The sequence below is a fragment of the Streptomonospora sp. PA3 genome, from assembly GCF_009728995.1.
GTDB lineage: Bacteria > Actinomycetota > Actinomycetes > Streptosporangiales > Streptosporangiaceae > Streptomonospora.
Genome location: NZ_VTZW01000003.1, coordinates 237,842 through 264,364, shown reverse-complemented (window position 1 = coordinate 264,364; position 26,523 = coordinate 237,842). Strand labels below are relative to the sequence as shown.

21 protein-coding genes and 2 tRNA genes are annotated in these 26,523 nt (G+C 73.6%); 10 read left to right on the top strand and 13 right to left on the bottom strand.

Annotation, left to right across the window (positions count from 1 at the left end):
* Positions 1-43 precede the first annotated feature (43 nt).
* Positions 44-868, top strand: coding sequence for a histidinol-phosphatase (hisN, locus tag FZ103_RS01575; RefSeq protein ID WP_155998190.1), 825 nt, complete (start codon positions 44-46; stop codon positions 866-868).
* 59 nt (positions 869-927) lie between these two features.
* Positions 928-1,446: a hypothetical protein gene (locus tag FZ103_RS01570; RefSeq protein ID WP_155998189.1), complete on the top strand. Its 519-nt coding sequence runs from the start codon at positions 928-930 to the stop codon at positions 1,444-1,446.
* 397 nt (positions 1,447-1,843) lie between these two features.
* Here FZ103_RS01570 and FZ103_RS01565 read toward each other — a convergent pair.
* The 3 genes from FZ103_RS01565 to FZ103_RS01555 form a co-directional block, all read right to left on the bottom strand.
* Positions 1,844-1,920, bottom strand: a tRNA-Met gene (locus FZ103_RS01565).
* A 229-nt stretch (positions 1,921-2,149) separates the two neighbouring features.
* Positions 2,150-2,226: transfer RNA gene (locus FZ103_RS01560), tRNA-Met, on the bottom strand.
* A 114-nt stretch (positions 2,227-2,340) separates the two neighbouring features.
* A complete protein-coding gene (locus FZ103_RS01555) occupies positions 2,341-5,400 on the bottom strand; it encodes a UPF0182 family protein (RefSeq protein ID WP_155998188.1) in 3,060 nt (1,019 codons plus the stop codon).
* A 269-nt stretch (positions 5,401-5,669) separates the two neighbouring features.
* Here FZ103_RS01555 and FZ103_RS01550 point away from each other — a divergent pair, with 269 nt between their 5' ends.
* Entirely contained in the window at positions 5,670-6,200 is a 531-nt protein-coding gene (locus FZ103_RS01550; protein ID WP_343233327.1) for a PPA1309 family protein, read from the top strand.
* 35 nt (positions 6,201-6,235) lie between these two features.
* Here FZ103_RS01550 and FZ103_RS01545 read toward each other — a convergent pair whose 3' ends face one another.
* The 3 genes from FZ103_RS01545 to FZ103_RS01535 all read right to left on the bottom strand — a co-directional run bounded on the left by FZ103_RS01545 (position 6,236) and on the right by FZ103_RS01535 (position 9,044).
* A complete protein-coding gene (locus FZ103_RS01545; RefSeq protein WP_155998187.1) occupies positions 6,236-7,291 on the bottom strand; it encodes a PDZ domain-containing protein in 1,056 nt (351 codons plus the stop codon).
* A 127-nt stretch (positions 7,292-7,418) separates the two neighbouring features.
* Positions 7,419-7,856 carry a molybdenum cofactor biosynthesis protein MoaE gene (locus FZ103_RS01540; protein WP_186355647.1) on the bottom strand — a complete coding sequence of 146 codons (438 nt, stop codon included), beginning with the start codon at positions 7,854-7,856 and terminating at the stop codon, positions 7,419-7,421.
* 108 nt (positions 7,857-7,964) lie between these two features.
* Positions 7,965-9,044, bottom strand: a complete 1,080-nt coding sequence (locus FZ103_RS01535; protein ID WP_186355646.1) for an NAD-dependent epimerase/dehydratase family protein — start codon at positions 9,042-9,044, stop codon at positions 7,965-7,967.
* A gap of 119 nt (positions 9,045-9,163) precedes the next feature.
* Between FZ103_RS01535 and FZ103_RS01530 the strand changes: the two genes are divergently transcribed.
* On the top strand, positions 9,164-10,627 hold the full coding sequence (locus FZ103_RS01530; RefSeq protein ID WP_186355645.1) for a zinc-dependent metalloprotease: 1,464 nt from the start codon (positions 9,164-9,166) through the stop codon (positions 10,625-10,627).
* A 2-nt stretch (positions 10,628-10,629) separates the two neighbouring features.
* Positions 10,630-11,223 carry an NUDIX hydrolase gene (locus FZ103_RS01525; RefSeq protein WP_255429712.1) on the top strand — a complete coding sequence of 198 codons (594 nt, stop codon included), beginning with the start codon at positions 10,630-10,632 and terminating at the stop codon, positions 11,221-11,223.
* 32 nt (positions 11,224-11,255) lie between these two features.
* Here FZ103_RS01525 and FZ103_RS01520 read toward each other — a convergent pair whose 3' ends face one another.
* From FZ103_RS01520 to FZ103_RS01505, 5 genes are all read right to left on the bottom strand, one after another.
* Positions 11,256-11,846: a M48 family metallopeptidase gene (locus FZ103_RS01520; protein WP_186355644.1), complete on the bottom strand. Its 591-nt coding sequence runs from the start codon at positions 11,844-11,846 to the stop codon at positions 11,256-11,258.
* Positions 11,847-12,420: 574 nt separating this feature from the next.
* Entirely contained in the window at positions 12,421-12,579 is a 159-nt protein-coding gene (locus FZ103_RS24785; RefSeq protein ID WP_186355643.1) for a hypothetical protein, read from the bottom strand.
* Between the two features lie 84 nt (positions 12,580-12,663).
* Positions 12,664-12,942 (bottom strand): WhiB family transcriptional regulator, encoded by a 279-nt coding sequence (locus tag FZ103_RS01515; RefSeq protein ID WP_155998184.1) that lies wholly within the window; start codon positions 12,940-12,942, stop codon positions 12,664-12,666.
* A gap of 741 nt (positions 12,943-13,683) precedes the next feature.
* On the bottom strand, positions 13,684-14,625 hold the full coding sequence (gene tesB, locus FZ103_RS01510; RefSeq protein WP_155998183.1) for an acyl-CoA thioesterase II: 942 nt from the start codon (positions 14,623-14,625) through the stop codon (positions 13,684-13,686).
* The gene (locus FZ103_RS01505; RefSeq protein ID WP_155998182.1) at positions 14,594-16,699 is read right to left on the bottom strand and encodes an ATP-dependent DNA helicase UvrD2; all 2,106 of its coding nucleotides are present in this window, start codon (positions 16,697-16,699) and stop codon (positions 14,594-14,596) included. Before FZ103_RS01505 ends, tesB begins: the two co-directional genes overlap by 32 nt.
* Positions 16,700-17,077: 378 nt before the next feature.
* On the opposite strand from FZ103_RS01505, the gene FZ103_RS01500 reads away from it, so the two are divergent.
* Both FZ103_RS01500 and FZ103_RS01495 read left to right on the top strand, forming a co-directional pair.
* Positions 17,078-17,341 (top strand): mycoredoxin, encoded by a 264-nt coding sequence (locus tag FZ103_RS01500; protein ID WP_155998181.1) that lies wholly within the window; start codon positions 17,078-17,080, stop codon positions 17,339-17,341.
* A 73-nt stretch (positions 17,342-17,414) separates the two neighbouring features.
* Positions 17,415-17,912 carry an ANTAR domain-containing protein gene (locus FZ103_RS01495; protein ID WP_155998180.1) on the top strand — a complete coding sequence of 166 codons (498 nt, stop codon included), beginning with the start codon at positions 17,415-17,417 and terminating at the stop codon, positions 17,910-17,912.
* Between the two features lie 55 nt (positions 17,913-17,967).
* Here FZ103_RS01495 and nudC read toward each other — a convergent pair whose 3' ends face one another.
* Both nudC and FZ103_RS01485 read right to left on the bottom strand, forming a co-directional pair.
* Positions 17,968-18,936, bottom strand: coding sequence for an NAD(+) diphosphatase (gene nudC / locus FZ103_RS01490; protein WP_155998179.1), 969 nt, complete (start codon positions 18,934-18,936; stop codon positions 17,968-17,970).
* Positions 18,937-19,017: 81 nt separating this feature from the next.
* Positions 19,018-20,406 carry a dipeptidase gene (locus tag FZ103_RS01485; protein WP_155998178.1) on the bottom strand — a complete coding sequence of 463 codons (1,389 nt, stop codon included), beginning with the start codon at positions 20,404-20,406 and terminating at the stop codon, positions 19,018-19,020.
* A gap of 428 nt (positions 20,407-20,834) precedes the next feature.
* Here FZ103_RS01485 and FZ103_RS01480 point away from each other — a divergent pair, with 428 nt between their 5' ends.
* The 3 genes from FZ103_RS01480 to FZ103_RS01470 all read left to right on the top strand — a co-directional run bounded on the left by FZ103_RS01480 (position 20,835) and on the right by FZ103_RS01470 (position 25,005).
* Positions 20,835-23,324, top strand: a complete 2,490-nt coding sequence (locus FZ103_RS01480) for an ATP-binding protein (protein ID WP_155998177.1) — start codon at positions 20,835-20,837, stop codon at positions 23,322-23,324.
* 10 nt (positions 23,325-23,334) lie between these two features.
* On the top strand, positions 23,335-23,991 hold the full coding sequence (locus FZ103_RS01475; RefSeq protein WP_186355642.1) for a response regulator transcription factor: 657 nt from the start codon (positions 23,335-23,337) through the stop codon (positions 23,989-23,991).
* Positions 23,992-24,153: 162 nt separating this feature from the next.
* A complete protein-coding gene (locus FZ103_RS01470; protein ID WP_155998176.1) occupies positions 24,154-25,005 on the top strand; it encodes an alpha/beta hydrolase in 852 nt (283 codons plus the stop codon).
* Positions 25,006-26,523: the final 1,518 nt, after the last annotated feature.

Here is a 26,523-nt window from a genome sequence, read left to right as displayed (position 1 = left end):
CCGGTCGACCGCGCCGGTTCCCGGAAGGGTAGCGTAAGCCGCCATGGCGTCCTTTGACGATGATCTGCGTCTTGCCCACGTCCTCGCCGATGCGGCCGACGACATCTCCCTGAGGCATTTCAAGGCGCTCGACCTCAAGGTCGATACCAAACCCGACCTGACGCCCGTGACCGAGGCCGACCGCTCCGTCGAAGAGACGCTGCGCGGAGTGCTCTCCCGCGCCAGGCCGCGCGACGCCGTGGTGGGCGAGGAGTACGGCAGGACCGGTGTCAGCCACCGGGTGTGGGTCCTCGACCCCATCGACGGCACCAAGAACTACGTGCGCGGCGTGCCCGTCTGGGCGACGCTGATCGCCCTGCTGGAGGCCGACAGGCCGGTGGTCGGGGTGGTCTCCGCGCCGGCGCTGACCCGCCGCTGGTGGGCGTCGCGGGGCGGCGGCACCTGGACCGGGCGCAGCCTGACCAAGGCGACGCGCTGCACCGTCTCGCAGGTCTCGGCGCTGGAGGACGCGTCGCTGTCGTTCTCCGAGCTGTCGGAGTGGGAGGACCAGCAGCGCCTGGACAGCTTTCTCGGCCTCACGCGCTCGGTCTGGCGCACGCGGGCCTACGGCGACTTCTGGTCCCACGTGATGGTCGCGGAGGGCTCGGTCGACATCTCCGCCGAGCCGGAGCTGTCGCTGTGGGACGCCGCTCCCCTGCCGGTCATCCTGGAAGAGGCCGGCGGCCGGGCGACCGACCTGCGCGGCCAGGACTTCGCCGACGGCGGCGCGCTGGTATGCACCAACGGGGCGCTGCACGACGAGGTGCTGACGTGGCTGAACGGCGGCCCCACCCCCGGCGGCGGCCCGGCGCCGCTGCGGCTGACCTGAGCCGCCGGCGCCCCGGCGGCCAGACGCGGCGGCCTTCGGCGCGTAGTAGTCTGCGGCTCGTGTCGCAACAGCCCACCCGTAGCCCCCTGCGCCTCCTTCTCCCCGCCGCGGCCGCGGCCTGCCTCGCGCTGAGCGCGTGCGGGTCGGAGTCCGGGCCGTCGCTGGAGGAGCTGGAAGCCCAGATCGCCCCGACCGCCGAGCCCTCCGCTCCCGTGGCGGACCCTTCGGCGCTTGCCGAACTGCGCTTCGACCCGGAGTCCGTCGCCTGCGATCCCCGCATCACGGCCAACGCCCCGGGTGCGTGGGAGACGGCGGCCCCGCGCACGGAGGTCTCCCAGAGCGCGCCGCTGAAGCTGCGCAACACCGAGGGATCCGGCGAGACGCCCGTCACCGCCACGGTCACCGGCCCCGGCGGGCAGACCTACCGGGCCGACGCCGCGCTGTCGGGAACCGACTGGGTGGAACTGGCCTTCCCGGCCGACTTCCCCGAGGCGTCGCTGGCCGGCGGACCCTTCACCGTCGTGTGGACCACCGGCGAGGGTGCCTACATCGCGTGCGACGGTTTCAAGGGCGCGTAGGCCCGCCTAGCCAGTCCGTGGTTAAGAACGGCGGGGGCCGCTTTCCAGGAACCCACCGGGAACCACCCGGGGCGGCCACCACCGGGGCTGCGGCAATGGGGGCGCCTCGCGAAGCGCGAACACAGCTTGCCGCCGAGCGCACGCGGAACTTGTCAGGTGGAACCGCACCACCGGTGGCGGGACTCCGGCGCAAAGGTGCACCGTGCGCTCGGCGGCAAGCTGGCCCACAGCGCTACGCGCATCACAGCCCCATTGCCGCAACCCCGGGGTTCCCGGCTGCTGCGGCTTCCGGGGGCGCCCGTGGTGCCGGCGCGACTTCCGGACGCGGTCGAATGCCGGCGACGAAGGCAATAAGAAAAGTCCGGCCCCGGTTTCCCGGGAGCCGGACCTTTCGCCTTGGTAGCGGGGACAGGATTTGAACCTGCGACCTCTGGGTTATGAGCCCAGCGAGCTACCGAACTGCTCCACCCCGCGTCGGTGTGATTCCACAGTATCGCGCCCAGACGCAGACACCAAATCGGATGCCGCGGCGAGCCCGTCGCAGCGCAGGTGGCGCGCTGCCCCACCCCGCCGAGGCGGCGAATGCCCCCATTGCGGGCGGCCGAGCGGACCCGAGAACGCTTGAATGGGCCCCGCGGGCCCGCGGAGAAAAGGCAATGAGAAAGGTCCGGCCCCGGTTTCCCGGGAGCCGGACCTTTCGCCTTGGTAGCGGGGACAGGATTTGAACCTGCGACCTCTGGGTTATGAGCCCAGCGAGCTACCGAACTGCTCCACCCCGCGTCGGTGTGATTCCACAGTATCGCGCCCGGACCCAGACACCAAATCGGATCCCGCGGTGGCCGCGGCGGGAGGCCCTCCCGCCGCGGCCACCGGCTCCGGTGGCCGGCGGCCGGCTCAGTTCGAGCCGCCGCCTTCGCCTCCGCCGTCACCGGAGCCGCCACTTTGGCCGGAGGCCTCCTCGGCGCGCTGCAGGGCCTCCTCAAGGCGCTGGTTGGCCTCGTCGTAGGCGCTGAAGTCGCCGTCCTGGAGTGCCTGCTGGCCGTCCTCGTAGGCCTGTGCGGCGTCCTCCAGGGCCGCGGCGAGCTCGCCGCCGCCTCCGCCGCCTTGGTCGCCTTCGCCGTCGCCGGTGTCGGTGATGTCACCGCCCTCCTCCAGCGGCCCGCCGCCTTCGAAGAGGTTGTTCAGCGCTTCCTGCAGGTTGTTGCCGATCGAGACCTGCTCGCCGAAGCCGACCATGACCTTCTGCAGCAGCGGATAGGAGGTCTGGCTGCCTTCGGCCCGCACGTACAGCGGTTCCACATACAGCAGCCCGTCGGCGAACGGCAGCGTGAGCAGGTTGCCGTAGATGATCCGCGACTGCTGGCTCTGCTGGAGGGGCAGGAGCTCGTCGCGGATCGCGTCGTCGGCGGCGAACTGGGCCTGCACCTGGCCGGGACCCATGACCACGGTGTCCTGCGGCAGCTGGAGGATGCGCAGCTTGCCGTAGTCCTCCTCGGTCGCGTCGCTGTTGACCGCCAGGAAGCCGGCCAGGTTCTCGCGGCCGCGCGGCACGAACGTCGACGTCACGGAGAAGTCGGTGTCGTCCTCGCCCGGGTAGCGGATGGTCTGCCGGTAGGGCGGCTCGGGGCTGTCGCCGTCGGTGGTGGGGTCGGCGGGCACGTTCCAGAAGTCCTGGCCGCCGTAGAACGCGTCGGCGTCGGTGATGTGGTAGCGCCGCAGCATCTCCCGCTGGACCTTGACCAGGTCGTCGGGGTAGCGCAGGTGCGACATCAGCTCTTCGCTGATCTTGTCGCGCTCAGTGATGACGCCCGGGAACGCGTTGGACCAGGTCTTGAGCACCGGATCCTGCTCGTTCCAGCCGTAGAGCTTGACCGTGCCGTCGTAGGCGTCGACGGTGGCCTTCACCGAGTTGCGGATGTAGTTCACCTGGTTGTCCGGCAGCGCGTTGACCGCGTCGGTGTTCTCGGTGAACGTGTCCTGGGTCGCGTCGCCCAGGTCGATCCGCTCGGAGTAGGGGTACATATTCGAGGTGGTGTAGGCGTCCACGATCCACACCACGCGGCCGTCGACGATCGCCGGGTAGGGCTTGCCGTCGGCGGTCAGGAAGGGCGCCACGCGCTCCACGCGGTCGGCCGGGTCGCGGTCGTAGATGATCCGCGACTCCTCGGAGATCGCGTTGTTCAGCAGGATGTCTGGCTCCTGGTAGCGCAGCGCGTAGAGGATGCGCGTGAAGAAGCCGCTCAGCTCGACGCCGCCGTCGCCCTGATAGCGGTTGGTGCGCTGGCCGCTGCCTTCGGCGGCACCGCCGCCGCCCTGGCCGCCGCCTTCGCCGCCCTGGCCCTCGGGGCCCTGGCCGCCGCCTTCGCCGCCCTGGCCCTGCTGCTCGCCGCCCTGGGCGCCGGCCTGGGCGGGCGCGTTGGCGTTGTCCGGCGACGGGTCGCCCTCCGGTTCGCCGGCGTCCTCGCTGGTGGTCACGTCCTCGCTGCCGCCGCCCAGCGGGTGGTCGTACTCGGGCTCGGCGTTGACGATGACGTACTCGGCGCCTTCGCGCCCGTAGTAGATCCGCGGCTCGTAGCCGCCGGTGACCTCCGACAGCTCGCCTTCGGGCGGGATGTTGTACTCGGTGAAGACCGGCCGCCCCTGCTCGTCGACCTGGTTGCCCGCCGCGGCGACGATCCCGAAGCCGTGGGTGTAGACCAGGTGCCGGGTCAGCCAGTTGTCCTGGTCCTCGGGGGGACCCGACAGCCCGCGGGCGGCGATGATGGTGTCGACCGTCTCGCCCTCGCCGTTCTGGTAGCGGTCGACGCTGAGGACCTCGGGGAACTCGTAGAAGCCGCGGACCTGCTGCATCTGCTGGAACGTCTGGGAGACCACGGAGGGGTCGACCAGGCGGACGCTGGGGATGGTGGCGGCCTCCTCGGCCAGCTGGTCGGGGGTCAGCTCGGTCTGGGCGTCGTACTGGGTGACCTGGGCGTCGTCGATGCCGTAGGCGGCGCGGGTGGCCTCGATGGTGCGCTGGATGAACGGGCGCTCCAGGCGCTGCTCGTTGGGGCTGACCTGGAACTGCTGCACGATCGCGGGGTAGACGCCGCCGATGAGGATGGCCGAGAGCACCAGCAGGCCGAGGCTGGCCACCGGCATCATCACGTTGCGCACGTAGATGTTGGCGAAGAACAGCAGCGCGCAGACCACCGAGATCACCGACAGGATGATCACCGCATACAGCACCGCGTTGACGTCGGTGTAGGACGCGCCGAAGCTGTAGCCGCGGCTGGAGAAGACGAGTCCGTACTGGTCGAGCCAGTAGGCGGCGGCGCGCAGCAGGACGAAGACGCCCAGCAGGACCGAGAGGTGGACCCGCGCGGCGGGGGTGGCGCGCTGCCCCTGGCTCTGCAGCCGGACGCCGCCGTAGAGGTAGTGCACGACCACCGCGGCGATGAACGCCAGCACCACGGCCGCGAACAGGTAGCCCAGCACCACCCGCAGGAACGGGTAGGTGAAGGTGTAGAAGGAGATGTCGCGGCCGAACTGCGGGTCGTTGACCCCGAACTCGGCGCCGTTGGCGAACTGCAGGAAGGTGCCCCACTCACCGCTGGCCGAGGCTCCGGTCAACAGGCCCAGGCCGCCGACGATCACCCAGAAGAAGAGCTTGCGGCGCGGGTCGATGGAGGCCCGGTAGCGGGCCAGCCCCTGCTGCTCGGGGCTCATGGGCGGCGCCAGCGGGCGGCTGCGGTAGGCGAAGTACATGCTGGAGCCCACGGCGGCGGCCATCAGCAGGCCGCCGAGGACGAACATGAACGCACGGGTGCGCAGCTCGGTGAGGAAGACGGACGTGTACCCGACGGAGTCGAACCACAGGTAGTCGGTCCAGAAGTTCGCGGCGGTCAGCAGCCCCGCGATGATCACGACCACGACCACCGCGACAGGCGCGAGCAGCCGGGATCGACGGGGCATACGCGCGGACGGTGCGCCGGGCGATCGGAAGCTCACGCCTCCCCCTTGTAGGTAGCACTGCGGTCGGTCGGTCCAAGACGAGGAGTCCCATTGTTCCTCGGTATCCCCGCAACTTATGGGCTGTGCTGCGGGTTCCCGAAACTCCGCGCCAGGTGGTGACAACATGGCATCGACTGGGATTCGGGCCCGCATCGGGACGTCCCCGCCGGTCCGACTTTACTCCGCGGACGGCGCGCGTTCCGGTCCCCCGCGTCCGCCACCATGGAAGGGTGTCTTTCAACATTCGTGAAGCCGTCCTGGAACTCGAGCGCCACGCCGCCGGCCAGGGCTGGGACCAGCCGGTGCGCATCTATGCGCTGGTGCCCACAACCGACCTCGTGCAACGCGAACCCGCCCTGGCCGAGATGCTGGGGCTGACCGGCGACGTCGACGCCGACGACCTCATCCCGGTGGAGCAGGAGCCCCTGCCCGAGAGCGTCCCGCTGGAGGAGGCGCTGGGCCGGATGGCCTGGCCCGAGGCGGTCGCCGGGTGCGCCATGGTGATGGAGCGCCTGGTCGTGAAGGGCTCCGACGCCACCCTGGAGCCGCCCAAGGACGCCGACCCCGGCGACTGGGCGCAGAACCAGGACGGCAGCGAGGAGGTCCGCATGGTGGCGGGTGTGCTGCGCGACGGCAGCAGGCATTCCGCTCTGCGCATGCGCAGCCACGACTCCGAGGACGAGGTGCTCAACGGCCAGGACCTGGTTCCGGGGCTGACCTCGGCGCTGGCGCTCACGCTGGAGGACGACGACGAGGGGTGAGCGCGAGGCCGCTCCGCGCCCCGCGCGGGGCGGCGCTACCGGGGCCGGCAGCTCGGCAGGTCCCCGGCGCCCTCGCCGGTGCGGATGGCCTTCAGCGCCTCGACGGCGTCGTCCAGGGTCTGCACCTTGACGACCTCGATCTCGCCGGTGGCCGCGGACTCGAAGGTCTGCGCGCAGCTCTCGCCGGCGACGAGGAAGTACTCGGCGCCCAGGCGCTGGGCACTGACCATCTTCTGCGCCACGCCGCTTACGCCGCCGACCTCGCCTTCGGGCGTGATCGTGCCGGTTCCCGCGATCTCGTGGCCGCCGGTGAGGCTCTGCTCGCTGAGCCTGTCGATGATCCCCAGGGCGAACATCATGCCGGCGCTGGGTCCGCCGATCTCGCCGACGCTGATCTCGACCTCGAAGGGGAAGTTCATCCGGTCGGCGATGAGGACGCCGATGATGGGCTCGCCCTCGTCGTTCTCCTCGGTGGCGACCTCGACCCGGACCTTCTCGCCGCCGCGGTCGACGGTGAGCGCGACCGTGTCGCCGGGACGGCGGTCGCCGACCAGCTCGACGGCCTCTTCCTTGTCGGCGACGGGCTCGCCGTCGACCCGGGTGATCACATCGCCCTTGCGGAGCTCGCCCTGGGCCGGCATGTCCTTCATGACCTCGGCGACGAACGCCTTGGTCTCGTAGTCGACCCCCATCTGGGTGAGCGCCGCCGCGGTGGCCCTGCGCTGCGAGCTGTTCATCTCGACCGTCTGGGTCTGGGTGATCTCCTCGACGGTCTGGTCGGGCGGGAACAGCGCCTCCTGGGGGAGCACCGCCTGGGTGGGCGACAGCCAGGCCCCCAGCACCGTGAACAGGTCCATGCGCACGTCCGGTCCGCCCGAGTACTGCACCGTGACCATGGACAGCTCGCCGTCGTGGGTGTAGCTCTCGGTTCCGTCGATCCGGATGACCTGTTCGCCGTCGTAGGTGCCCAGCGTGTTCAGCGCGATGCCGGGTGAGGCGACCAGGTAGGGGACGGGCAAATACACCGCTCCCGCCGCGAGCCCTGCCAACAGGATCACCGCGACGATCAGGGTCATAGCGCGACGGAACATGCTGCACAGCCTAAACGGCGCGGCAGTCGCTCCGACCGGGACCCGCCGCCGCGGACGCCCCGCCCATGGGGTCGTCCGTTATCGCGCTCGGCCCGTCCTCGCGGTCATCCCGTCTCCGGGCGACGCGCTACTCCGCGCCGACCCACTCGCTGCGGCCGTCGGTGAACTCCTGGTGCTTCCAGATGGGCACCTCGGCCTTGATGTCGTCGATGAGCCGGCGGCAGGCGTCGAACGCCTCGTCGCGGTGCCCGGCCGCGGCGGCGACGACCACGGCGGTGTCGCCGATCTCCAGGTCGCCGACGCGGTGCAGCGCGGCCACCCGCCACACGGGCCGGCCCTCGCCCGCGGTGTCGGCCGCGACCTTCTCCATCACGCGCCGCATGTCGGCCTCGGCGCGCGGATGGGCGGAGTAGGCCAGGCGCGAGACGGCCCGGCCGTGGTCGTGGTCGCGGACCGTTCCGATGAAGAAGGCGGTTCCCCCGGCCCGGGGATCGCCGACGGCGGCGAGCACCTCGTCGACCGAGATCGGGGTTTCGCGCAGTCCTACCAGGCTGATGGCATCCACATGCCGACCGTATCAACAGATGTCCCGCCGCGGCCGGTTCCCGGAAGCGGACTTCTCGCGGCCCCGGGCCTACGGCGGCGGGTGTGCCGCTCCCCCGGTGCTGCCGAGTCAGCGCCCGCGCCGTTTGCGCAGGTGGCGCACTGCCGCCGCGGTCCCGATGGCCGCGGCCGCGGCCCCGGCGGCGCTGGCCGCGGTGATCGTGACCTCCTTGCGGCCGACGTTGCGACCCACCAGCGCGGACTTGCCGCTGCGCGCCTCCAGCAGCGTCCGCAGCGCCTCGGCGTTGTCGTAGGCGGGCCGCCACCCGCTCTCGCGCAGCGTCGCGCAGTCGACCACGCAGGGATAGACCAGGAACTTCACCTCGCCGGCCGACGCGGGCGTGACGCCCGCGCTGTGCAGCCGCTGGGTGGCGCCGAAGACCAGGCTGGCGGGCATGTCGAAGCGGCGCAGCCCGGCGATCTCCTCGGCCTCGCTCTGGGACAGCGCGCCGTCGCAGCCCACCGCCAGCGCGCCGCCCTTGCCCTCGATCCCGTGCACGACCACGTGCTCCAGCGCGCCGGCGAGGTCGTCGACGTGGCAGAACTGCCAGCTCTGCTCGCGGCCGCGCACGGACAGCAGGCGCGGTGCGGCGAAATGCCGGGTGAGCGCCGTGTCGAGTCCGGGCCCCACCAGCGGCGCGGGCCGCACCACGGTCACCGACAGGCCCGGGTGGGCGCGCCGGGCGCGGCAGGCCAGGTCCTCGATCTCGACCCAGTCGCCGACCAGCCCGGGCCCGGTCTCGGTGCAGACCTCGGAGTCCTCGGGTATCGGCACGGGGCTGTCGGGGCTCGCGCCGTGGACCATGGTGCTGGTGATCAGGACGACCCGCGGGACGCGCTGGGCGGCGGCCGCGGTGAGCACCGTCTGGGCGGCGCGCAGGTTGTCGGCGCGCCGCTGCTTGGGCGGAGTCTCCAGGGTGCGGTCGTCGTCGGTGTGCACGAGCACGTCCACGCCGGCGAGGCAGCCCGCCAGCGAGGGGTTCCGGACATCCGCCCTGCGCCAGGTCGTGCCCAGGGGAACGCCCGCCGCTTCGGCGTCGCGGTCGCCGATCGCGACGATTTGCGCGACGGCACCGGAACCCGCGGCCGTGACCAGGCGTTCCACAAGGAGGCGGCCGATGCCCTCGGCGGCGCCGGTGACAGCGACCACCGGGGCACCCGGGCGCGTGGTGTGCTGTGGGCGAACCTGGCTGGTTTCGGTATTCACTCCGGGCGGCTCCCAGCTAACGTGACAGTGGAGACAAACCTAATCCTGCCTGAGGTCTAATCGTGAGCGACCTGCCTTTTGGTTTCAGCATGCCGAACGACCCCGACGACGAGTCCGGGCGCCGATCGGGCGACTCCGGCTCGGGCGCCGGCAGCGGCGGCCCAGGCGGTGGCGAACCGGGTATGCCCGGCGGCTTCCCCTTCGGCGACCCCCAGCAGATGGCGCAGATGCTGCGCCAGTTCGCCGACATGATGGCGGCGCAGTCCTCGCCCGGGGAGCAGCAGTCCTCCTCCGGTTCGGTGAACTGGGACATGGCCAAGAACATCGCGCGCCACGCCGTGTCGCAGAAGGGCGACTCCAGCGTCGGCGCGCACGACTACGCCAAGGTGCAGGAGGCCCTGCGGCTGGCCGACCTGTGGACCAACGAGGCCACGACGCTGCCGTCCGGCGTGCAGACCATGCAGGCCTGGAGCCGGTCGGAGTGGGTCGAGAAGACCATGCCCACCTGGTCGAAGCTGTGCGAGCCGCTGACCGGCCGGCTGGTGGAGTCCATGGGCCAGAACCTGCCCGAGGAGATGCAGTCGATGGCGGGCCCGCTGATGGGCATGGTCCGCCAGATGGGCGGCATGCTCGTGGGCCAGCAGGCCGGCCAGGCCATCGGCGAGCTGGCCGGCGAAGTGGTGGGCTCCACCGACGTGGGGCTGCCGCTGGCCGGCGAGGGCACCGCGGCGCTGCTTCCCGACGGCGTGGCGGCCTTCGGCGAGGGCCTGGGCATCCCCGAGGACGAGATCCGGCTCTACCTGGCCGCGCGCGAGGCCGCGCTGCACCGGCTGTTCGGGCACGTGCCGTGGCTGCGCGCGCACGTGTTCAGCCTGGTCGAGGAGTACGCGCGGGGCATGTCCTTCGACATGAGCGGGCTGGAGGAGAAGCTCGGCCAGATCGACATCGCCAACCCCGAGGCGCTGCAGGAGGCGCTCTCGGGCAGCGAGGGCGAGGGCCTGTTCCAGCCGCAGGACACCCCGCAGCAGAAGGCGTCGCTGGCGCGCCTGGAGACCACGCTGGCGCTGGTGGAGGGCTGGCTGTCGGTGGTGGTCGACTCCGCGGTCGCCGAGCGGCTGCCGCAGTCGGCCGCGCTGGCCGAGGCCACCCGGCGCCGCCGGGCCACCGGCGGGCCGGCCGAGCACACCTTCGCCACCCTGGTGGGGCTTGAGCTGCGGCCGCGCCGGCTGCGCGAGGCCGCGGCGCTGTGGACCGCGCTGGAGGAGGCCCGCGGGATCGAGGGCCGCGACGCCGTGTGGGAGCACCCGGACCTGATGCCCTCGGGCGAGGACCTGGACGATCCCGAGGCGTTCGTGCACGGCCGCGGGGAGTCCGCGGCCGACGAGATCGACATCAGCCAGTTCACCGAGGACGCATCCGGTGGCGGCGAGCCCGCCGGCGGGGACGACCGCGGCGACCGGGGCGGCCCTGAGGGCGGGGACCGGGGCGACGACCGCGGCACGGGATCCGGCGAGGGCTCCGCGTGACCCTGTCCGAGCTGCACGGCCGCGCCCGCGCCGAACTCGCCGCCTGGAACGCCCCCGACCCCGACCAGGACCGCCTGCGCCGCAGCTACCTGGAGCACCTGGACCGCCATCCCGACGCCTGCTCGCGCACCTGCGCGGCCGGGCACCTGACGGCCAGCGCCGCCGTGGTCGACCCGGGCGGCACCCGGGTGGTGCTGACCCTGCACCGCAAGATCGGCAAGTGGCTGCAGACGGGCGGCCACTGCGAGGACGGTGACGCTTCGCTGGGCGGCGCGGCGCTGCGCGAGGCCGCCGAGGAGTCGGGGCTGGCGGGCCTGCGGCTGCTGCCGGGGCCGGTGCGGCTCGACCGCCACCGGGTGGGCTGCTGCGGCGGCACTTGGCACCTGGACGTGCAGTACGCGGTGGTGGCGGCCGATCCCGCGGCGGCGCTGTCCATCGACGCCGCCGAGTCCGCCGATCTGGGGTGGTTCGCGGTCGAGGACCTGCCCGAACCCAGCGATGAGGCCTGCCGCCTCCTGGTCGGCGCGGCGGCCCGTGCCGCGCGCCGGGTATCGGAACGGGAGCCGGCACCGCTTCCGCGCCCGTTCGGGCGCTGACTCCGGCAGAGGGCGCTTCCCCGGTCGGGGGGTCAGGCGCTGTCGGAGCGGTCGAGGTCGGCACCGAGATCGCCCTCGATGTCGTCCTCGTCCTCGCCGACGTCGCCGCTGTGGCCGGCGTCGAGCCGCGGCGCGGCGCTGACGCCCTCAAGGTAGCCGCGGGCCCGCTCGGCCTTGGGATAGCGGTGCACCAGGTCCCAGAACTCCTGGCCGTGGTGCGGGATGATCAGGTGCACCAGCTCGTGCAGCAGGACGTAGTCGACGACCCAGGCGGGCATGCCCGAAAGCCGACGGGACAGCCGGATGGAGCCGTTTTCGGGGGTGCAGGAGCCCCAGCGGGTCTGCTGGTTGTCGACCCAGCGCACGCTGGTGGGTTGGGCGAGGCCTTCGAGATAGCGGTCGGCGAGGTCGAGTGCGCGGGAGTGCAGCGATTCGTCGTCGGGGCGGCGGCGCCCTTCGCGTGCCTCAAGGCGCTCCAGCATGCGATCGACCCAGCGCTTCTCTTCGGCGCGGGAGAACGTGGCGGGAACGAGGACCACCGTCTTGTCCCCGTCGCGGTAGGCCGACACCGTTCGCCGCCGGCGGGGACTTCGGCGTACCTCGACCTTGGTGTTCTGAGGCACAGCTTCACGGTAGCTCAGACGAGACGGGCACCACAGGGCCGTGTTGTGACTTTTTGCTCCTTATCGGAAGTGTGGTCCCGTCTGCGCCGCCGTCGCCGACCGGGCGAACACCGCGATCCGCAGCGACCTGGGCGCCTTGCCGCGGCATGCGCACTGTCCGGTTGTGGCCACAGCGGACCGGGGCGGGCCCGTGCTCAGCGCCATTTCTCCGCGGGCGTGCGGGGCGCTCAGGCCGTGTTTGAGAACGGCGGAGGCGCCGCTCTCCAGGAACCTACCGGGAACCGCAGGAAAGCCCGCACCACCGAGGCTGCGGCAATGGGCGCGTTTCGCGTAGCGCGCTCGCAGCTTGCCGCCGAGCGCACGCGGTTCTTCCCAGGTGGAGCCGCACCACCGGGGGCGGGCCTCCGGCGCAAAAGTGCGCCGTGCGCTCGGCGGCAAGCCGGCCCACAGCGCTTCGCGCATCGCAGCCCCATTGCCGCAACCCCTGTGGTGACCGGCCTCTTAAACACGACGTAGAGCGCCCCGGACACCCGCTCGGGCTTTCCCGCGGGTGTACGGGGCGCGGCAGGTCACGTCAGGATAGGCGCGACCACGGTAATTCCATCAGAAGGCGCTCCGAGCGCTCGCGCTCGCGCTGCGCGGCGCGCAGGCGGCGGGCCGACAGCAGGCGGCGCTGGCGCTCGCGGCGTTCGTCGACGTTGCGCTGCAGGTTGACGAGTTCGTAGAGAAGCATCGCGGATGTCCTTTTCGGGGAGTGTGCGGTGTGTGTCGAAGCGGTCGAAGGGATAGCGAGATCGGCGGCGCGGTCTGCGGCGGCTCAGGCCGCCACGGGCTCGGCGTTCTTGCGGGGACGGCCGCGCGGGCGCTTGCGCGGCACGACCTTGCCGGAGACGAGCAGCTGACCGCCCCAGACTCCCCACGGCTCCCGGCGCTCAAGGGCGTCGGCCAGGCACTGCTCGCGGACCGGGCAGTCCTGGCAGATTTCCTTGGCCGCCTCGACCTCCGCCGGCGCCTCGGCGAAGAAGAGGTCGGGCTCCTGCCTGCAGGGGATCTCTATCTCGCCGAAACTCGACGTCTCCAGGACCGACGCAAGCATCGGTGTCCTCCCTGATCATTGGTGTCGAACGCGGTTGGCGTCTGCATCGGCCGGACGGCTGTCCGGCTGGTGGGGCCAAGACCTGCGATGCGTTCGGCGGAGACGGTGCCGCCCCGTGGAAGGGGCGTTCTCCGCTGAGGATCAAAAAGGCCGCGGCCCCGATGTGGGGTCCGCGGCCACGGGGAAGACACCCGGCCGTCGTATTAGGCCGGAATGCCCCGTGGACACTCCCCCACTACGCCCTTGAGGCGCGGGGTTCCTGCGAATCCGGTTTCCAGTCGGCTGATATCCGCGCCGGAGGCGAGGCGGGCATAGCGGTGCCCCATCCCCGTTCCGCGGCGCGTCCGCACGGAGCTCCGCCGGACGCCCTGGAAGTCGCCCCGCTGCGGCTCAGCGCACATGGCGCCGCTGCGCAGGGTGTCCCAGGACATCGCGACGGGCTCGCCGGACACGGCGAACTGACCGGGCTGCAAATTCACGATCATCAGATGGGACACCTCCTTCACAGTCGGGCCGGCGGACTTTCGTCCGCAGCCTGCGCGGGCGCTGACGCAGTCAAGACTAGAGTGGCGCAACGAAAACCGGCAACCTATTTTTGACCAGGGGTTTCGGCCGAACTCGGCCAGCGGCGGCGGGGAATGGCCCGCATGCGGACGGCGTTGGAATCCGGCTACGGCGGCGGCCCCGCCCGCCGGCCGCGGCGAATCCGCAGGCCCGCGGGCCGAACCGCTGAACGCGCCCCTAGGAACCCTCGGGCTCGACCAGGCGCAGCAGCCCTTCCTGGACCACCGAGCACACCAGATCGCCTTCGCGGGTGAACACCAGGCCGCGCGCCAGGCCGCGTGCTCCGCCGGCGGTGGGGGTCTCCTGGGCGTAGAGCAGCCATTCGTCGGCGCGGAAGGGGCGGTGGAACCACATGGCGTGGTCGAGGCTGGCCATGGAGATCCCGGAGAACGAGCGCCCGTGGCTCAGCAGCACGGTGTCGAGCAGCGTCATGTCCGAGGCGTAGGTCATCAGGCAGACGTGCAGCATCGGGTCGTCGGGCAGGTTGCCGCCCACGCGCAGCCAGACGAGGTTGTCGGTGGTGCTGAGGCTGGGGTCGCGCTCGACCTCGAAGGACAGCGGGCCCACCGGGCGCAGTTCGATCGGGTGCCAGCTGGCGAAGCGCGGCACCCGGCCGAAGGCCCGGTGCAGCCGGTCGCGCATGGTCGGCAGTTCCTCGGGTGCGGGCGCCTCGGGCATGGCCACCCGGTGCTCCAGGCCGGGTTCGGCCGCGTGGAAGGACGCCGAGAGCGTGAAGATCGCCTTGCCGTGCTGGATCGCGGTGACGCGCCGGGTGGTGAACGAGCGGCCGTCGCGCACCCGGTCGACGTCGTAGACGATGGGCACCGCGGGATCGCCCGGGCGGATGAAGTAGGCGTGCAGGGAGTGCACGCGGCGCTCCTCGGGGACCGTGCGGCCGGCGGCGACCAGGGCCTGGCCGGCGACCTGGCCGCCGAAGACGCGCTGCGGACCGCCGTCGGGGCTGCGGCCGCGGTAGATGTTGTCCTCGATGCGCTCGAGGTCGAGGATGTCGAGCAGTCCGGCGACCGTCTGCGCCGAGCGGCCGGGCTCCTCGGGCGCGTCGGACCGGGCCGGCGGATCGGCGGTGTCAGCCGGTCTGCTGCTGCGTCCGTCCCCCATGGGGCTCTCCTCCTCGATCGTCGGCGGCGGGCTCCTCGCCTGCGCACAGGGCCAGCACCGCATCACCGTAGCGCTCCAGCTTGACCGCACCCACGCCGGATATGCGGGAGAGCCGGGTCTTGTCGGCGGGCACGTGTTCGGCGATGGCCTGCAGGGTGGCGTCGGTGAAGACGACATAGGCCGGGATCTTCTGCTCCTCGGCCACGCCGCGACGCCACGCCTTGAGCCGGTCCAGCAGCTCCTCGTCGTATTCGGCCGGGCAGTCCCGGCAGCGCGCGAGCTTGCGCTCGGCGGCCTCGGTGAGGGTGTTCCCGCAGATCCGGCACTGCACCAGGCGCGCCTGCCTGCGGTTGTCGCGGCCCGCCAGCGACGGCGAGGCCGGGCGCAGGCCGTCGAGGAAGCGCGAGGGCTTACGGCTCTTGCGGCCGCCGGGCGAGCGGGCCAGCGACCACGACAGCGACAGGTGCTCGCGGGCGCGGGTGACGCCGACGTAGAACAGCCTGCGCTCCTCCTCGATCTGGTCGGGCGACTCGGCGAAGACGATGGGCATCAGCCCTTCGGTGAGCCCCACCAGGAACACCGCGTCCCATTCGAGCCCCTTGGCCGAGTGCAGGGAGGCCAGGGTGACCCCCTCGTACTCGGGGGCGTGCTCGGTGGCCACCCGCGCGTCGAGCTCCTCGGCGAAGTCCTCCATGGTGGCGCCGGGCCGCGCGGCGGCGACGTCCTCGGCGAGCTGGGCCAGCGCCGCCAGCGACTCCCACCGCTCGCGCGCCTGGCGGCCCTCGGGCGGCTCGGGGGTCAGCCCGAGGGGGGCGAGGATGTCCCGCACGGTCCGCACGAGGGGGTCGGAGCCGGCGCCCTGGCGCGCGCCGCGCAGGGTGTGGACGGCCTGTTTGATCTCGGGGCGCTCGAAGAAGCGGGTGGCACCGCGCACGGTGTAGGCGACGCCGGCGTCGGAGAGGGCCTGCTCGTAGGCCGCCGACTGCGCGTTGGTGCGGAACAGCACCGCGATCTCGCGGGCGGGGGTGCCGGCGTCGATCAGCGCACCGATCTTGCGGGCCACGGAGGTGGCCTCGGCGGGCTCGTCGTCGTACTCGGTGTAGAGGGGGTCGGGGCCGTCGGGGCGCTGGGCGACGAGTTCCAGCCGGTGCTCGGCGGCCGGCCCGCGGGCGTGCTTGAGCGCACCGTTGGCGACGCGCACCACCTGCGGGGTGGACCGGTAATCGCGGACCAGGCGCACGACCGTGGCGTGGGGGTAGGCGGCGGAGAAGCCGGTGAGGTAGCCGGGGGTGGCTCCGGCGAAGGAGTAGATGGTCTGGTTGGGGTCGCCCACCACGCAGATGTCGTCGCGGTCGCCCAGCCAGGCGTCCAGCAGCAGCTTCTGCAGCGGGTTGACGTCCTGGAACTCGTCGACGACGAAGTAGCGGTACTGGTCGCGGACGCGCTCGGCGATGCGCGGGTGGTCGGCGATCATGGCCGCGGTCAGCTCCAGCATCGACTCGAAGTCGAGCAGGTTGCGGTCGCGGCACTGCTCCTCGTAGGCCTCGTAGACGCGGGCGACGTCGTGGACGGGCATGGGGGCGGTGCGGCCGGCCTTGGCGATGGACTTCTCGTAGTCGGCCGGGCGCACCTGGGTGGCCTTGGACCACTCGATCTCTCCGGCGAGGTCGCGCAGCCCGGTACGGTCGAGCTGCAGGCCGCAGGCATGGGCGGCGCGGGCGACCTCCTGGATCTTGCTCTCGATGAGCGTGGGCATCGGTCCGCCGATCGCCTGGGGCCAGAAGTAGGAGAGCTGGCGCACGGCCGCGGAGTGGAAGGTGCGCGCCTGGACCCGGGGCGCGCCCAGCGACCGCAGCCGGCCGCGCATCTCGCCGGCGGCGCGGGTGGTGAAGGTCACCGCCAGGACCTGCTGCTCGGTGACGACTCCGCCGGCGACCGCGTGGGCGATGCGGTGCGTGATGGCGCGGGTCTTCCCGGTGCCGGCTCCGGCCAGGATGCACACGGGTCCGCGCAGGGCGCGCGCCGCCTCCAGTTGTTCGGGGTCGAGCCCCTCCAGCACGCGGTCCGGGTCCATGCTTGCGCCTCCATTCCGCTCGGGTCCGGCGCCGGGGCGCCGGAGCCGGGCCGTGGGGTTCGGGTCGCGTCGGCTCGGGTCTCAGCGGCCACGTCCGGCCGCGCCGATCACATCCGTCCGCTCAGTCTCTCAAGTCTCGCCCGCCCGGCGCGCGCGATCGACGCCGACCCGACCGGCTGTGGACGGCGCCGCGGCCGATCGCGGCCGGGCCTGCGGCGACTTTTCGCGGAACCGGGGTCTGCCGGCGCACGTCCCACCAGCTGACACGAAGCGGTGCCGGGGAAGCTCCGCGCGGTACGCGGCGTTGGGTATGACGCGTCTACGTCACGCGGGCTCCGATTGTCGGAACCCGCCCCTACGTTCTAAGGAGACGGTGCGATGACCACCCAGGACGGCGGTTCGATCACGATGTACACCACTCCCTGGTGCGGCTTCTGCAAGCGGTTGAAGAGCCAGCTGGCGCGCGAGGGCATCGGGGTGGACGAGGTGAACATCGAGCAGGACCCCGGCGCCGCCGAGTACGTCATGCGGGTGAACGGCGGCAACCAGACCGTTCCGACCGTGGTCTTCGCCGACGGATCGGCGATGACGAACCCGTCGCTGGCGCAGGTCAAGGAGAAGATCGCGGCGTCGGTCTCGTGACCGACCGGTACGGCACGCCAGGCCGCCGCCCCGCGGGGACGGCGGCCGGCGCCCTTCACGGGGGAGTGAGGAAATGGGGAAAGACGTGACGTCGAACAGCGCTGCCGAGGCGGCGACCGCGGAGGCCGCCGTTTTAGGCGCGATCCAGCGGACCGCCACGGGATGGCGCGTGCACAACGGCGAGGAGCTGCCCGATCTGCTCAACGCCATGGTGCTGGCCGACCTGCTGGCGGCCGAGGACCAGCCGCGCTCCTCCGCTCCCGCTCCCCCGCGGGCGAGCGACCAGGACGACGAGCAGGCGCGGCTGCGGCTGACCGTCGCGCAGCTGGAGCACGCCCTGCACACCCGCGTCGTCACCGAGCAGGCCATCGGCGTGCTGTCCGAACGCCACAGCGTGGCGCCCCGCAAGGCCTTCGAGCTGCTGCGCTCGGCCTCGCGCTCGCGCGGCCGCAAGGTCGCCGACATGGCGCGCGAAGTGGTGTCGAGCTGCACCAACCCCCTGACCGCCCTTCCGGGCGAACTCGCCGCCGAGGGCGCCGCCGCGCAGGCGTCGCCGCGCCGCGGCGGCTGACACCCGCACCCGAGCCCGCCCGTCCGCGCCCCCGACCCCGGCGCCCGGCCCGCGCCTACCACTCCCCCGGCAGGCGGCCGCCGTACCAGTGCTCGATGAGCTTGCGGGCGATGGAGACCGAACCCGGCAGAAGCACCTCGCCCGACTCCACCGCCTCCCGCAGCGCCGGGCGGGAGAACCAGCGGGAGTCCGAGATCTCCTGGTCGTCGGTGCGCTTGGCGGGGCCGACGGCGCGGGCGGTGTAGCCCAGCATCAGGCTGCGCGGGAACGGCCAGGGCTGCGAGCCCTGGTACACCGGGTCGGCCACGGCCACGCCGACCTCCTCTGCCACTTCGCGCACCACGGCCTGCTCCAGCGACTCGCCCGGCTCCACGAAGCCGGCGAGCACGGAGTAGCGGCCCTGCGGCCAGCGCGGGTTGTGGCCCAGCAGGCACTCCTGGACCCCGCCGGACTCGCGGTGCACGAGCATGATCACCGCGGGATCGGTCCGCGGGTAGTGCTCCGTACCCTCGCGGGTGCACACCCGCAGGTGGCCCGCGCCGGCCGAGCGGGCGGGGGCGCCGCAGGCCGGGCAGAAGCGGTGGGTGGCGTTCCAGTGGGCCAGTGCGACCGCGCGCGTGAACAGGCCGGAGTCGCGGTCGCCCAGCAGGGCCCCGACCTCGCGCAGGGAGGCCGGCTCGGCGCCGGGCGCGGCGGGCGGCGGCTCGGCTTCCGCGGCAAGGACGCCGAAGTACGCGCGGCCGGAGTCGTCGACGCCGAGCAGGAACCGCTCCCCCTCGGGCGCCTGCGCGGGCGGGGAGAACACCAGCCGGGGGCCGCTGTCGTCCGCGGCGACCAGGGCGCGCGAGCGGCGGTCCAGCCGCGCGCGCCACCCTTCGGCGGCCGGGTCGGCGTCCTGGAGCACCACGACGCGGGTGTCCGGGTCGGCCCAGGCCTTCTCCAGCCACGCCTGGTCGCCGCGCCGGTGGCCGACCGGGTCGATCGTGCCGCGGGAGAGCGCTGGGGTCTCGTCTGAGGAAAGCATCGGCCCTTCTCATGGTAGGGAGGCGGCGGGACGGGCGCCGCCGCGCCGCCGCGAACGGCCCGCCGCACACCGCGGAGGCCGCTACCCCGCCTGCGGCGCCTGCCGGCCCAGCCGCTCCCACAGGTAGGCGGCGCTTTCGGCGCCTTTGAGCAGCAGCGGGATCTCGACCTTCTCGTCGGGGGCGTGGATGCGGTCCTCGTCGAGTCCGACGGCGAGGAAGACCAGCGGCGCACCGAGGATATCGGCGATGTCGGCCTCGGGGCCGCTGCCGCCCTCGCGGGTGAACAGCACCTCGGTACCGAACGCCTGTTCCATCGCCGCGCGCGCCGCCCGGAGCACCGGCGAGGACAGGTCGGAGGCGCAGGCGCGCACGCCCGGCCCGCCGAACTCCACCTCGGCGCGCAGGCCCTCGGGCACCCGCTCGGCGACGAACGCGCGCACGCCCTGCTGCACGCGGGCGGGCTCCTGGCCGGGCACCAGCCGGAAGCTGACCTTGGCGTGGGCGGAGCGCGGCACGATCGTCTTGGTTCCCGCGCCGGTGTGCCCGCTCCACATCCCGTTGATCTCGGCGGTGGGCCGCACCCAGATGCGCTCGAGGGTGCTGTAGCCCGCCTCGCCGGCGGCGGCCGGACTGCCGGCGGTGCGCAGCCACGCGGCCTCGTCGAAGGGGAGCTTGGCGATGAGCGCCCGCTCTTCGTCGCTGACAGCGGCCGCGTCGTCGTAGAAGCCGGGTACCGCGACGCGGCCGCGTTCGTCGTGCAGCCCGGCGAGCAGGTCGGCCATGGCGCGAGCGGGGTTGGGGACCGCGCCGCCGAAGGAGCCGCTGTGCACATCGGTCTCCGGGCCGAAGACGCTGATCTCGCAGTCGGTCAGGCCGCGCATGCCCACGCACATCGAGGGCACGTCGGCCGACCACATGGTGGTGTCGGAGATCACCACGGCGTCGCAGGCCAGGCGGTCGCGGTGGCGTCGGAGCAGGTCGGGGAAGTGCGGCGAGCCCGACTCCTCCTCACCCTCGACGAGCATCCGCACGGTGACCGGCGGCGCGCTCGCCCCCGCGGTCTCCAGCAGGGCCCGCACGCCCAGGGCGTGGAAGAGCACCTGCCCCTTGTCGTCGGAGGCGCCGCGGCCGATCAGCCGGTCCCCGCGCTCCTCGGGCACGAACGGGTCGGTGTGCCACCCGTCGGCCGCGCGGGCCGGCTGCACGTCGTGGTGCCCGTAGACGAGAACCACCGGGGCGCCGGGGTCGGCGGCCGGCCACTCGGCGAAGACGGCGGGCATGCCGTCGGTCTCCCAGATCTCGGCGGTGGGGAACCCGGTGGCCGCGAGGTGGTCGCGCAGCCACTCGGCGGAGCGCCGCACGTCGCCGTGGTGCCCGGGATCGGCCGAGACGGACGGGATCGCGACCCACTCCTTGAGTGCGGCGACGAACTCGCCCCGATGCCTCTCGACGTAGCCGCGCACATCCATTCCCGACCGCTTCCTTTCCTGTTCGTCGCCGGTCCCGCGGCCGATCGCCGCTAGGCAAAGCCTATGCCCGCCCCGGCACGGATCGCGGGGGCGGTTCCGGCGGTCCCGGCAGTGGCGCTCCGGGGCGCGGCCGTCCCGACGCTGCTACCGGGCGATGGCCGCCCTCCCCTACCTGAGAGCCACGGCGGTGCGGCACCTCCGAGGTATGCCGCGGGCGCGGTCGTGCGGCCTAGGCTGGCGGTGGGCTGCGCCCGGGGGCGGCTCTGTGCGGCGGGTGGAACGGTGAGCGGGAGATGGCGGGCGAAGAACGATCGGCCGGCGGCGGGACGCGGCGCCGCCCGGATGCGGGCGCGGCGGAGCGCGGGCGTGGTCCGGCCGCGGCTGGGGCCTCCGCCGCGGCCGACGCGCTGTGGCGGCGGCCGAGCGGCGTGCCGCGGTGGCTGCCCGCCGACGACACCGGCACCTCCGCCGCTCCCCCGGTCCTCGGCGGGGTCTGCGCCGGGATCGCCGCACGCCGCGGGCGCTCGGCCCAGCGGGTGCGGCGGCGCTTCGCGGCACTGGTCGCCCCCTCGCTGGCCTACCCCCTGCTGTGGCTGGTGCGGCTGGCCGAGCGCCCCGGGGCCGCGGGGCGCGAGCGGTTCGACGGGAGCCTCTTCCTCGCCGCGGCGGCCCTGGTCACGGCCACTGCGAGCGCGGCGCAGCTGAGCGCCTCGGGACCGGGCGGCTTGGCCTCCTCCGTCCTCGGCCTGGCACTGGGCGCGCCGCTCCTGGCGCTGCGGACCTCGGTGCTGCTGGCCTGGCGGTGGATGACGGCGGCGCTGCTCGTCACGGCGCTGCCGGTCACCCCACGGCCGGAGGCGGCGGAGGCGCTTCCCGGCGTGCCGGTTCCGGCCGCCGCCGCAGCGGCCTACCTGCTCGTGCTGTACCTCGCGGGCGCCCAGTACGCGCGGCCGGTCGCCGCCGCGGTCGGCGCCTGCACAGCGGCGGTCGTGGTCGCGGCCGGGATGCTCGCCGGCGCCGCGCCGGCAGGCGTGTGGTCGGCGGTCGCGGCGGCAGCGGTCCTGCTGATCGGGGACAACGTGCGGATGCGCCGGGCCGATGCGGCCCGCTTGCGGTGCGCGGTCTGCGCAGGCGGACCGGACGGAGCCGCGCAGGCCGCTCCCGGCGCTCCGGCCGTGTCCGCGACCGCGTCCGCGCCGGCCGGGGTCGCCGGTACCGCCGACCGGACGGAGTCCGCGGCCCCCGTCCCCGCCGCGGCGCCGAGTGCAGGCTTCGGCGGCACGCGGCCGAGCGGGTCCGGCGAGGAAGGTTCCGATCCGCAGGGTGCGCAGGACAGCGGACGCGGCCGGCCGCCGGGCCCGGCGTGGGTCCTGGGTTCCGTGCGGGACGCGCTGTGGCGCAGCCCCGGCGGGCGCCCCCAGGGCCCGGTTCGGCTGTTCCACGGTCCGTCCCGCCCCGCGGAGGGCCGGATCGTCGCGGGGGTCTGCGCCGGATTGGCGCGCGGCTCCCAGCCCATGACCATCACCCTGCGCGTGGTCTTCCCCCTGTTCTCCTTTCCACTGGGCCTCCTCGTCTACCTGCTGCTGTGGATGCTGCTGCCGCGAGACGACGAGGTCCCCGACGACAGCGCGCAGGAGGGAGCCGGGAGGGACGGCGGCGGCCTTCCCCCCGTGCAGCCCCGCGAGGTGACCGCGTGGTTCCTGCTGCTCGGGGTCAGCGGCGGGCTCTCCGCCCTCGTCGCCGTGCAGCTTGCCCAGTTCCACCGGTTGGACCCGGTGCTCGCGATCGTGCTGGGTTTCGCGGTGGGCCTGCCGTTCGCCCTGCTGCCGGTCGCCCCGCTGCTGACGTGGCGGATGACGGCGGCGGGGCTGTTCGCCGTGCTGGCCGCCATCGGCCTGGGCGCCCCGCCGGTCCCCGCGGGAGCGGCCGGCGCAGCGCCCTACGAGCTGTGGCCGTGGCCGGTGGCGGCGCTGCTGGCCCTGCCGGTGGTGTTGTACGCGGTGGCGGTGAACTACCCGGGTCGGATCGCGCTCGGCGTCGGGCTGGTCACCGTCGCCGCCGACATCGCCGCCGCCTCCCTGCTGGTCGGCACACACCCCGGCCAGACGGCCTGGATCGCCGCCGTCGCCGCGGCCGTGCTGCTGCTGGGCTACAACGTCCGCAGCCGGCGCGCCGCGCAGCGGCGGCTGGCCCAGGAGACCGCCCTGCGCCGCCGGGACCGCGCCCGCCAGGCCGTGCTGGAGGAGCGCTCGCGCATCGCCCGCGAGCTGCACGACGTGGTCTCCCACCACATGTCGATGATCGCCATCCAGGCCGACGCCGCCCCGTACAAGTTCGCGGACCTGGACACCGGCCCCGCCGCCACCTTCACGACCATCCGCGACGCCGCCCGCGACGCGCTCGCGGAGATGCGGCGCGTGGTGGGACTGCTGCGCGAGGAGGGCGAGGTGCCCGACGAGGCGCCGCAGCCGGGCCTGGAGACGCTGCCCGACCTGATCGAGAGCGCCCGGCGGGCGGCCATGGACATCACCCTGGAAGGCGGCGCCCAGGCCGCGCGCGCCGCCGCGCGCGGCCTGCCCGACGCGGTGGAGGTGTCGGCGTACCGGATCGTGCAGGAATCGGTGAGCAACGCGGGGCGCCACGCGCCGGGGGCGCCGGTCGCCGTCGCGCTTGCGCGCACGGCCGCGGCGCTGACGATCCGCGTCGAGAACGGCCCGCCGCCCGCATCCGGGGAAGGCGGCGCCGCGGCGGCGCGGCCCCCGGCGACCGCGGTCGACTCCGGCGGCCACGGGCTGGTGGGCATGCGCGAACGCGTGGCCATGCTCGGCGGCGCGCTGCAGGCCGAGCGCACGCCCGAGGGCGGATTCCGCGTCGTGGCCGAGCTTCCCGCCGACGCCGCCGGCCCGGCCGCCGACTAAGCTGGTCGCCGTGCCCATCACCGTGCTCGTCGCCGACGACCAGGCCATGGTCCGCGACGGGATCGCCACCCTGCTCGACGCCGCCGAGGACATCTCGGTCGTCGCCCAGGCCGCCGACGGCCGCGAGGCGGTGTCGCTGGCCCGCGAGCACCGCCCCGACGTGGTCGTGATGGACGTGCGCATGCCCGCCATGAACGGGCTCGCCGCCACCCGCGAGATCGTGGGCGAGCCCGGCGGGGGCGGCCCGCGGGTGCTGATGTTGACGACCTTCGACCTCGACGAATACGTCTACGAGGCCCTCGGCGCGGGCGCCAGTGGCTTCCTGCTCAAGGACGCGCCGGTGGAGGACCTGCGCAGCGCGGTGCGGGTGGTGGCCGAGGGCGAGGCGCTGCTGGCGCCCTCGGTGACCCGGCGGCTGATCGCCGACATCGCCGCGCGGCGCCGGGAGCGCATCCACGCGCGGCCCGAGAGCGTCGAAGTGCTGACGCCGCGGGAGGTCGACGTGCTGCGCCAGATCGCCCGCGGACTGTCCAACTGCGAGATCGCCGAGGAGCTGTTCCTGGCCGAGCAGACCGTGAAGACCCACGTCGGCCGCATCCTCACCAAGCTCTCCCTGCGCGACCGCACCCAGGCCGTCGTCTTCGCCTACGAGAACGGGCTGGTCTGAGGCTCCCCCTACCGCCGACCCGCCTCCGTACCGCCGCCCGCCCACTGAACTCCCTGGCCGCCCGGGCCCCGATACCGCTCGGCATCCCCCGCAGGGGGCAGGGGCGGATTCGCTCTGCGCGGCGACGCGATCTCGAAGCGCCGGTTTCTAGCGTCATGCCCCATGACGCGAGGATTGCGGGTTCTGTTCCTGGGCGCGCTGCTGGCGGTCGTCGGTGCGGCATGCGTCGGACGCCCCGAGGCCGGGACGCAGGCGCGGCCGCCTGCGCCGCTGCACTACGCCGAGGCCACCGTGGACGGGCACCGGCTGCTGGCCGACGACCCCTGGGGCTCCGGGCGCGTGGTGGAGGTGCTGGGCGACCTCGACGGCGCCGAGCACATCGCCGTCGTCGTCCCCGGATCGGGGCAGCACCGGGGCAACTTCCGCGCGAGCGGCGCCCACCCGGGCGCTGTGCCGCTGGCCAACGGCCGCGCGCTGCAGGCGGAGATGCGCGAGCGCGCGCCCGAGGTCCCCTCCGCGGTGGTGGTGTGGCTGGGCTACCTGCCGCCCCAGGGCTACAGCGCGGACCTCGCCGGAATCGCGCGGGCCCGCCGCGGCGCGGACGCGCTCGCGCGGTTCGCGCGGGAAGTGCTGCCCTCCGGCGCGCGGGTGACCCTCGCCTGCCACAGCTACGGCACGGCCGTGTGCGGGCTGGCGGCCGCCCGCGCGGGGGTGGCCGAGGACGTCGTCGCGCTGGCCAGCCCGGGCATGGGCGTGGCCGACGCCGAGGCGATCCGCGCCCGGGTCTGGGCCACGCGCGCGCCCGACGACTGGATCCGCTGGGTGCCCAGCCTGCGCCTGGGGCCGCTGGGCCTGGGCGCCGACCCCATGGACCCCGCCTTCGGCGCCGTCCGATTCGCTCCGGGGCACATCAGCGGACACACGCAGTACTACCGCCCGGGCAGCGCCGCCCTGGCCGCCACGGCGGCGATCGCCGTCGGCGAGTACGGCGCGGTCGCCGGCACGCGGCCATGAGCGGCGGCGGGCGCGCCACCGAGGGGCCCGTGCGGGTCGGTCCCGGTGGCGGTGGGTACCGGTGGCGGTCGGTACGGTACCGGGGGCGACGAGGGCGGTGGGTAGCCGGTCTGGACGATCACCGGTTGCTGGAGGCGGATGGCGGGTCGCCCGGCGGGGCGGTGACGGATGCGGGTGGCTCGGCTCGCGCGGATCGGTCCGGGTGCCCGCCGGTGACGGTGAGCGACGGGGGCGGCGACGGCTGGCGGATGGCCGGGCTGGGCGATCATCGGTTGCTGGCAGCGAATGGCCGATCACCCGACGGGGCGGCAAGGGCCGCGGGTGGCTCAGCCTGCGCGGATCGGTCCGGGTGCCCGCCGGTTGGGCTTGCGACGGGGCGGCGAGGGCGGCGGGGGTTGGGGTCGGCGGTCACCGGTTGAGGTCGGCGTATGGCCGATCACCCGACGGGGCGGCGAGGGCCGCGGGTGGCTCAGCTCGCGGGAATCGGTCCGGGTGCTCGCCGGTTGCGCGCCCGACGGGGGCGGCGACGGCGGCGCGGGGTTGGGGTCGGCGGTCACCGGTTGAGGTCGGCGTATGGCCGATCACCCGACGGGGCGGCGAGGCGGTAGGGGCTGGGCCGAACGATCACCGGTTGCCGGCGGCGGACGGCGGGCCGCCCGACGCGGCGGCGAGGTCGGTGGTGGGGGCCGCCTACGTTGTGTCCAAGGAGTCGGTCACCACAGGAGGTTGCGGCAATGGGGCTGGGTTGCGCGAAGCACGGTGCGCCAGCTTGCCGCCGAGCGGCGGTGCACCTGTGTTTCGGAGGCCCGCCACCGGTGGTGCGGTTCCACCTGGGACGGGCTGCGTGCGCTCGGCGGCAAGCTGTGATCGCGCTTCGCGGGGCGCACCCATTGCCGCAGCCCCGGTGGCGGCCGTCCCACGGGGTGCCCGGTGGGTTCCTGGAAAGCGGTCCCTCCCGTTCTTGCACACGATCTGGGCGGGGACTTTTCGGGCATATCGCCTCGCGCGGGTCGACGATGCCCGCCGATGGCGCGCGGTGGGGCTGCGCGGCGCACCGCAACCCCGGATCTTCCGGGATGCGGAAGGAATCCGGGGTGGTTTACCCGGAATGCCCGGCTGTGGCAGGGGGTGGAGGCGGCCGGGGCGCCACGAGGTGCGCGTTTGGAGCGCTTCAGGCGCCGATTCCGCTCCAAACGCCATGATCATCGCCGATCCGGGCCCTGCGGGCCATCCCGGCGCCCCCGCATACCGGACATCGCGGGAGGATTCGACGCCGCGGACGGCCCTCCGCGCGGCCGGAGCCCGCCCCGGCGATCGCGCGGCGCGTCTCGTCGCCCCGCCGCCGCCTCGAAGGTGCCGAATGTCGGGTTTCTGTGTCCGGGTTCCGCGTCGAGGGTGTCGCCAGGGTCACTTTCGGCGCCGAGCGTGGCCCCACCGACACCCTCGACGCGACCGGGGCCGGAGCGAGTTAAATTAAATCGGGCATTCGGGGTTCCGGTCCGGGTGTATCCGTGGATG

Excerpts from the sequence above, each read along its gene's own strand:
- FZ103_RS01515 (WP_155998184.1), bottom strand. The coding sequence starts at position 12,942 with ATGCTTGCGTCGGTCCTGGAGACGTCGAGTTTCGGCGAGATAGAGATC.
- nudC (WP_155998179.1), bottom strand. The coding sequence starts at position 18,936 with ATGCTTTCCTCAGACGAGACCCCAGCGCTCTCCCGCGGCACGATCGAC.
- hisN (WP_155998190.1), top strand. The coding sequence starts at position 44 with ATGGCGTCCTTTGACGATGATCTGCGTCTTGCCCACGTCCTCGCCGAT.
- FZ103_RS01505 (WP_155998182.1), bottom strand. The coding sequence starts at position 16,699 with ATGGACCCGGACCGCGTGCTGGAGGGGCTCGACCCCGAACAACTGGAG.
- FZ103_RS01545 (WP_155998187.1), bottom strand. The coding sequence starts at position 7,291 with ATGTTCCGTCGCGCTATGACCCTGATCGTCGCGGTGATCCTGTTGGCA.
- FZ103_RS01555 (WP_155998188.1), bottom strand. The coding sequence starts at position 5,400 with ATGCCCCGTCGATCCCGGCTGCTCGCGCCTGTCGCGGTGGTCGTGGTC.
- FZ103_RS01470 (WP_155998176.1), top strand. The coding sequence starts at position 24,154 with ATGACGCGAGGATTGCGGGTTCTGTTCCTGGGCGCGCTGCTGGCGGTC.
- FZ103_RS01485 (WP_155998178.1), bottom strand. The coding sequence starts at position 20,406 with ATGGATGTGCGCGGCTACGTCGAGAGGCATCGGGGCGAGTTCGTCGCC.
- FZ103_RS01500 (WP_155998181.1), top strand. The coding sequence starts at position 17,078 with ATGACCACCCAGGACGGCGGTTCGATCACGATGTACACCACTCCCTGG.
- tesB (WP_155998183.1), bottom strand. The coding sequence starts at position 14,625 with ATGGGGGACGGACGCAGCAGCAGACCGGCTGACACCGCCGATCCGCCG.
- FZ103_RS24785 (WP_186355643.1), bottom strand. The coding sequence starts at position 12,579 with ATGCTTCTCTACGAACTCGTCAACCTGCAGCGCAACGTCGACGAACGC.
- FZ103_RS01495 (WP_155998180.1), top strand. The coding sequence starts at position 17,415 with ATGGGGAAAGACGTGACGTCGAACAGCGCTGCCGAGGCGGCGACCGCG.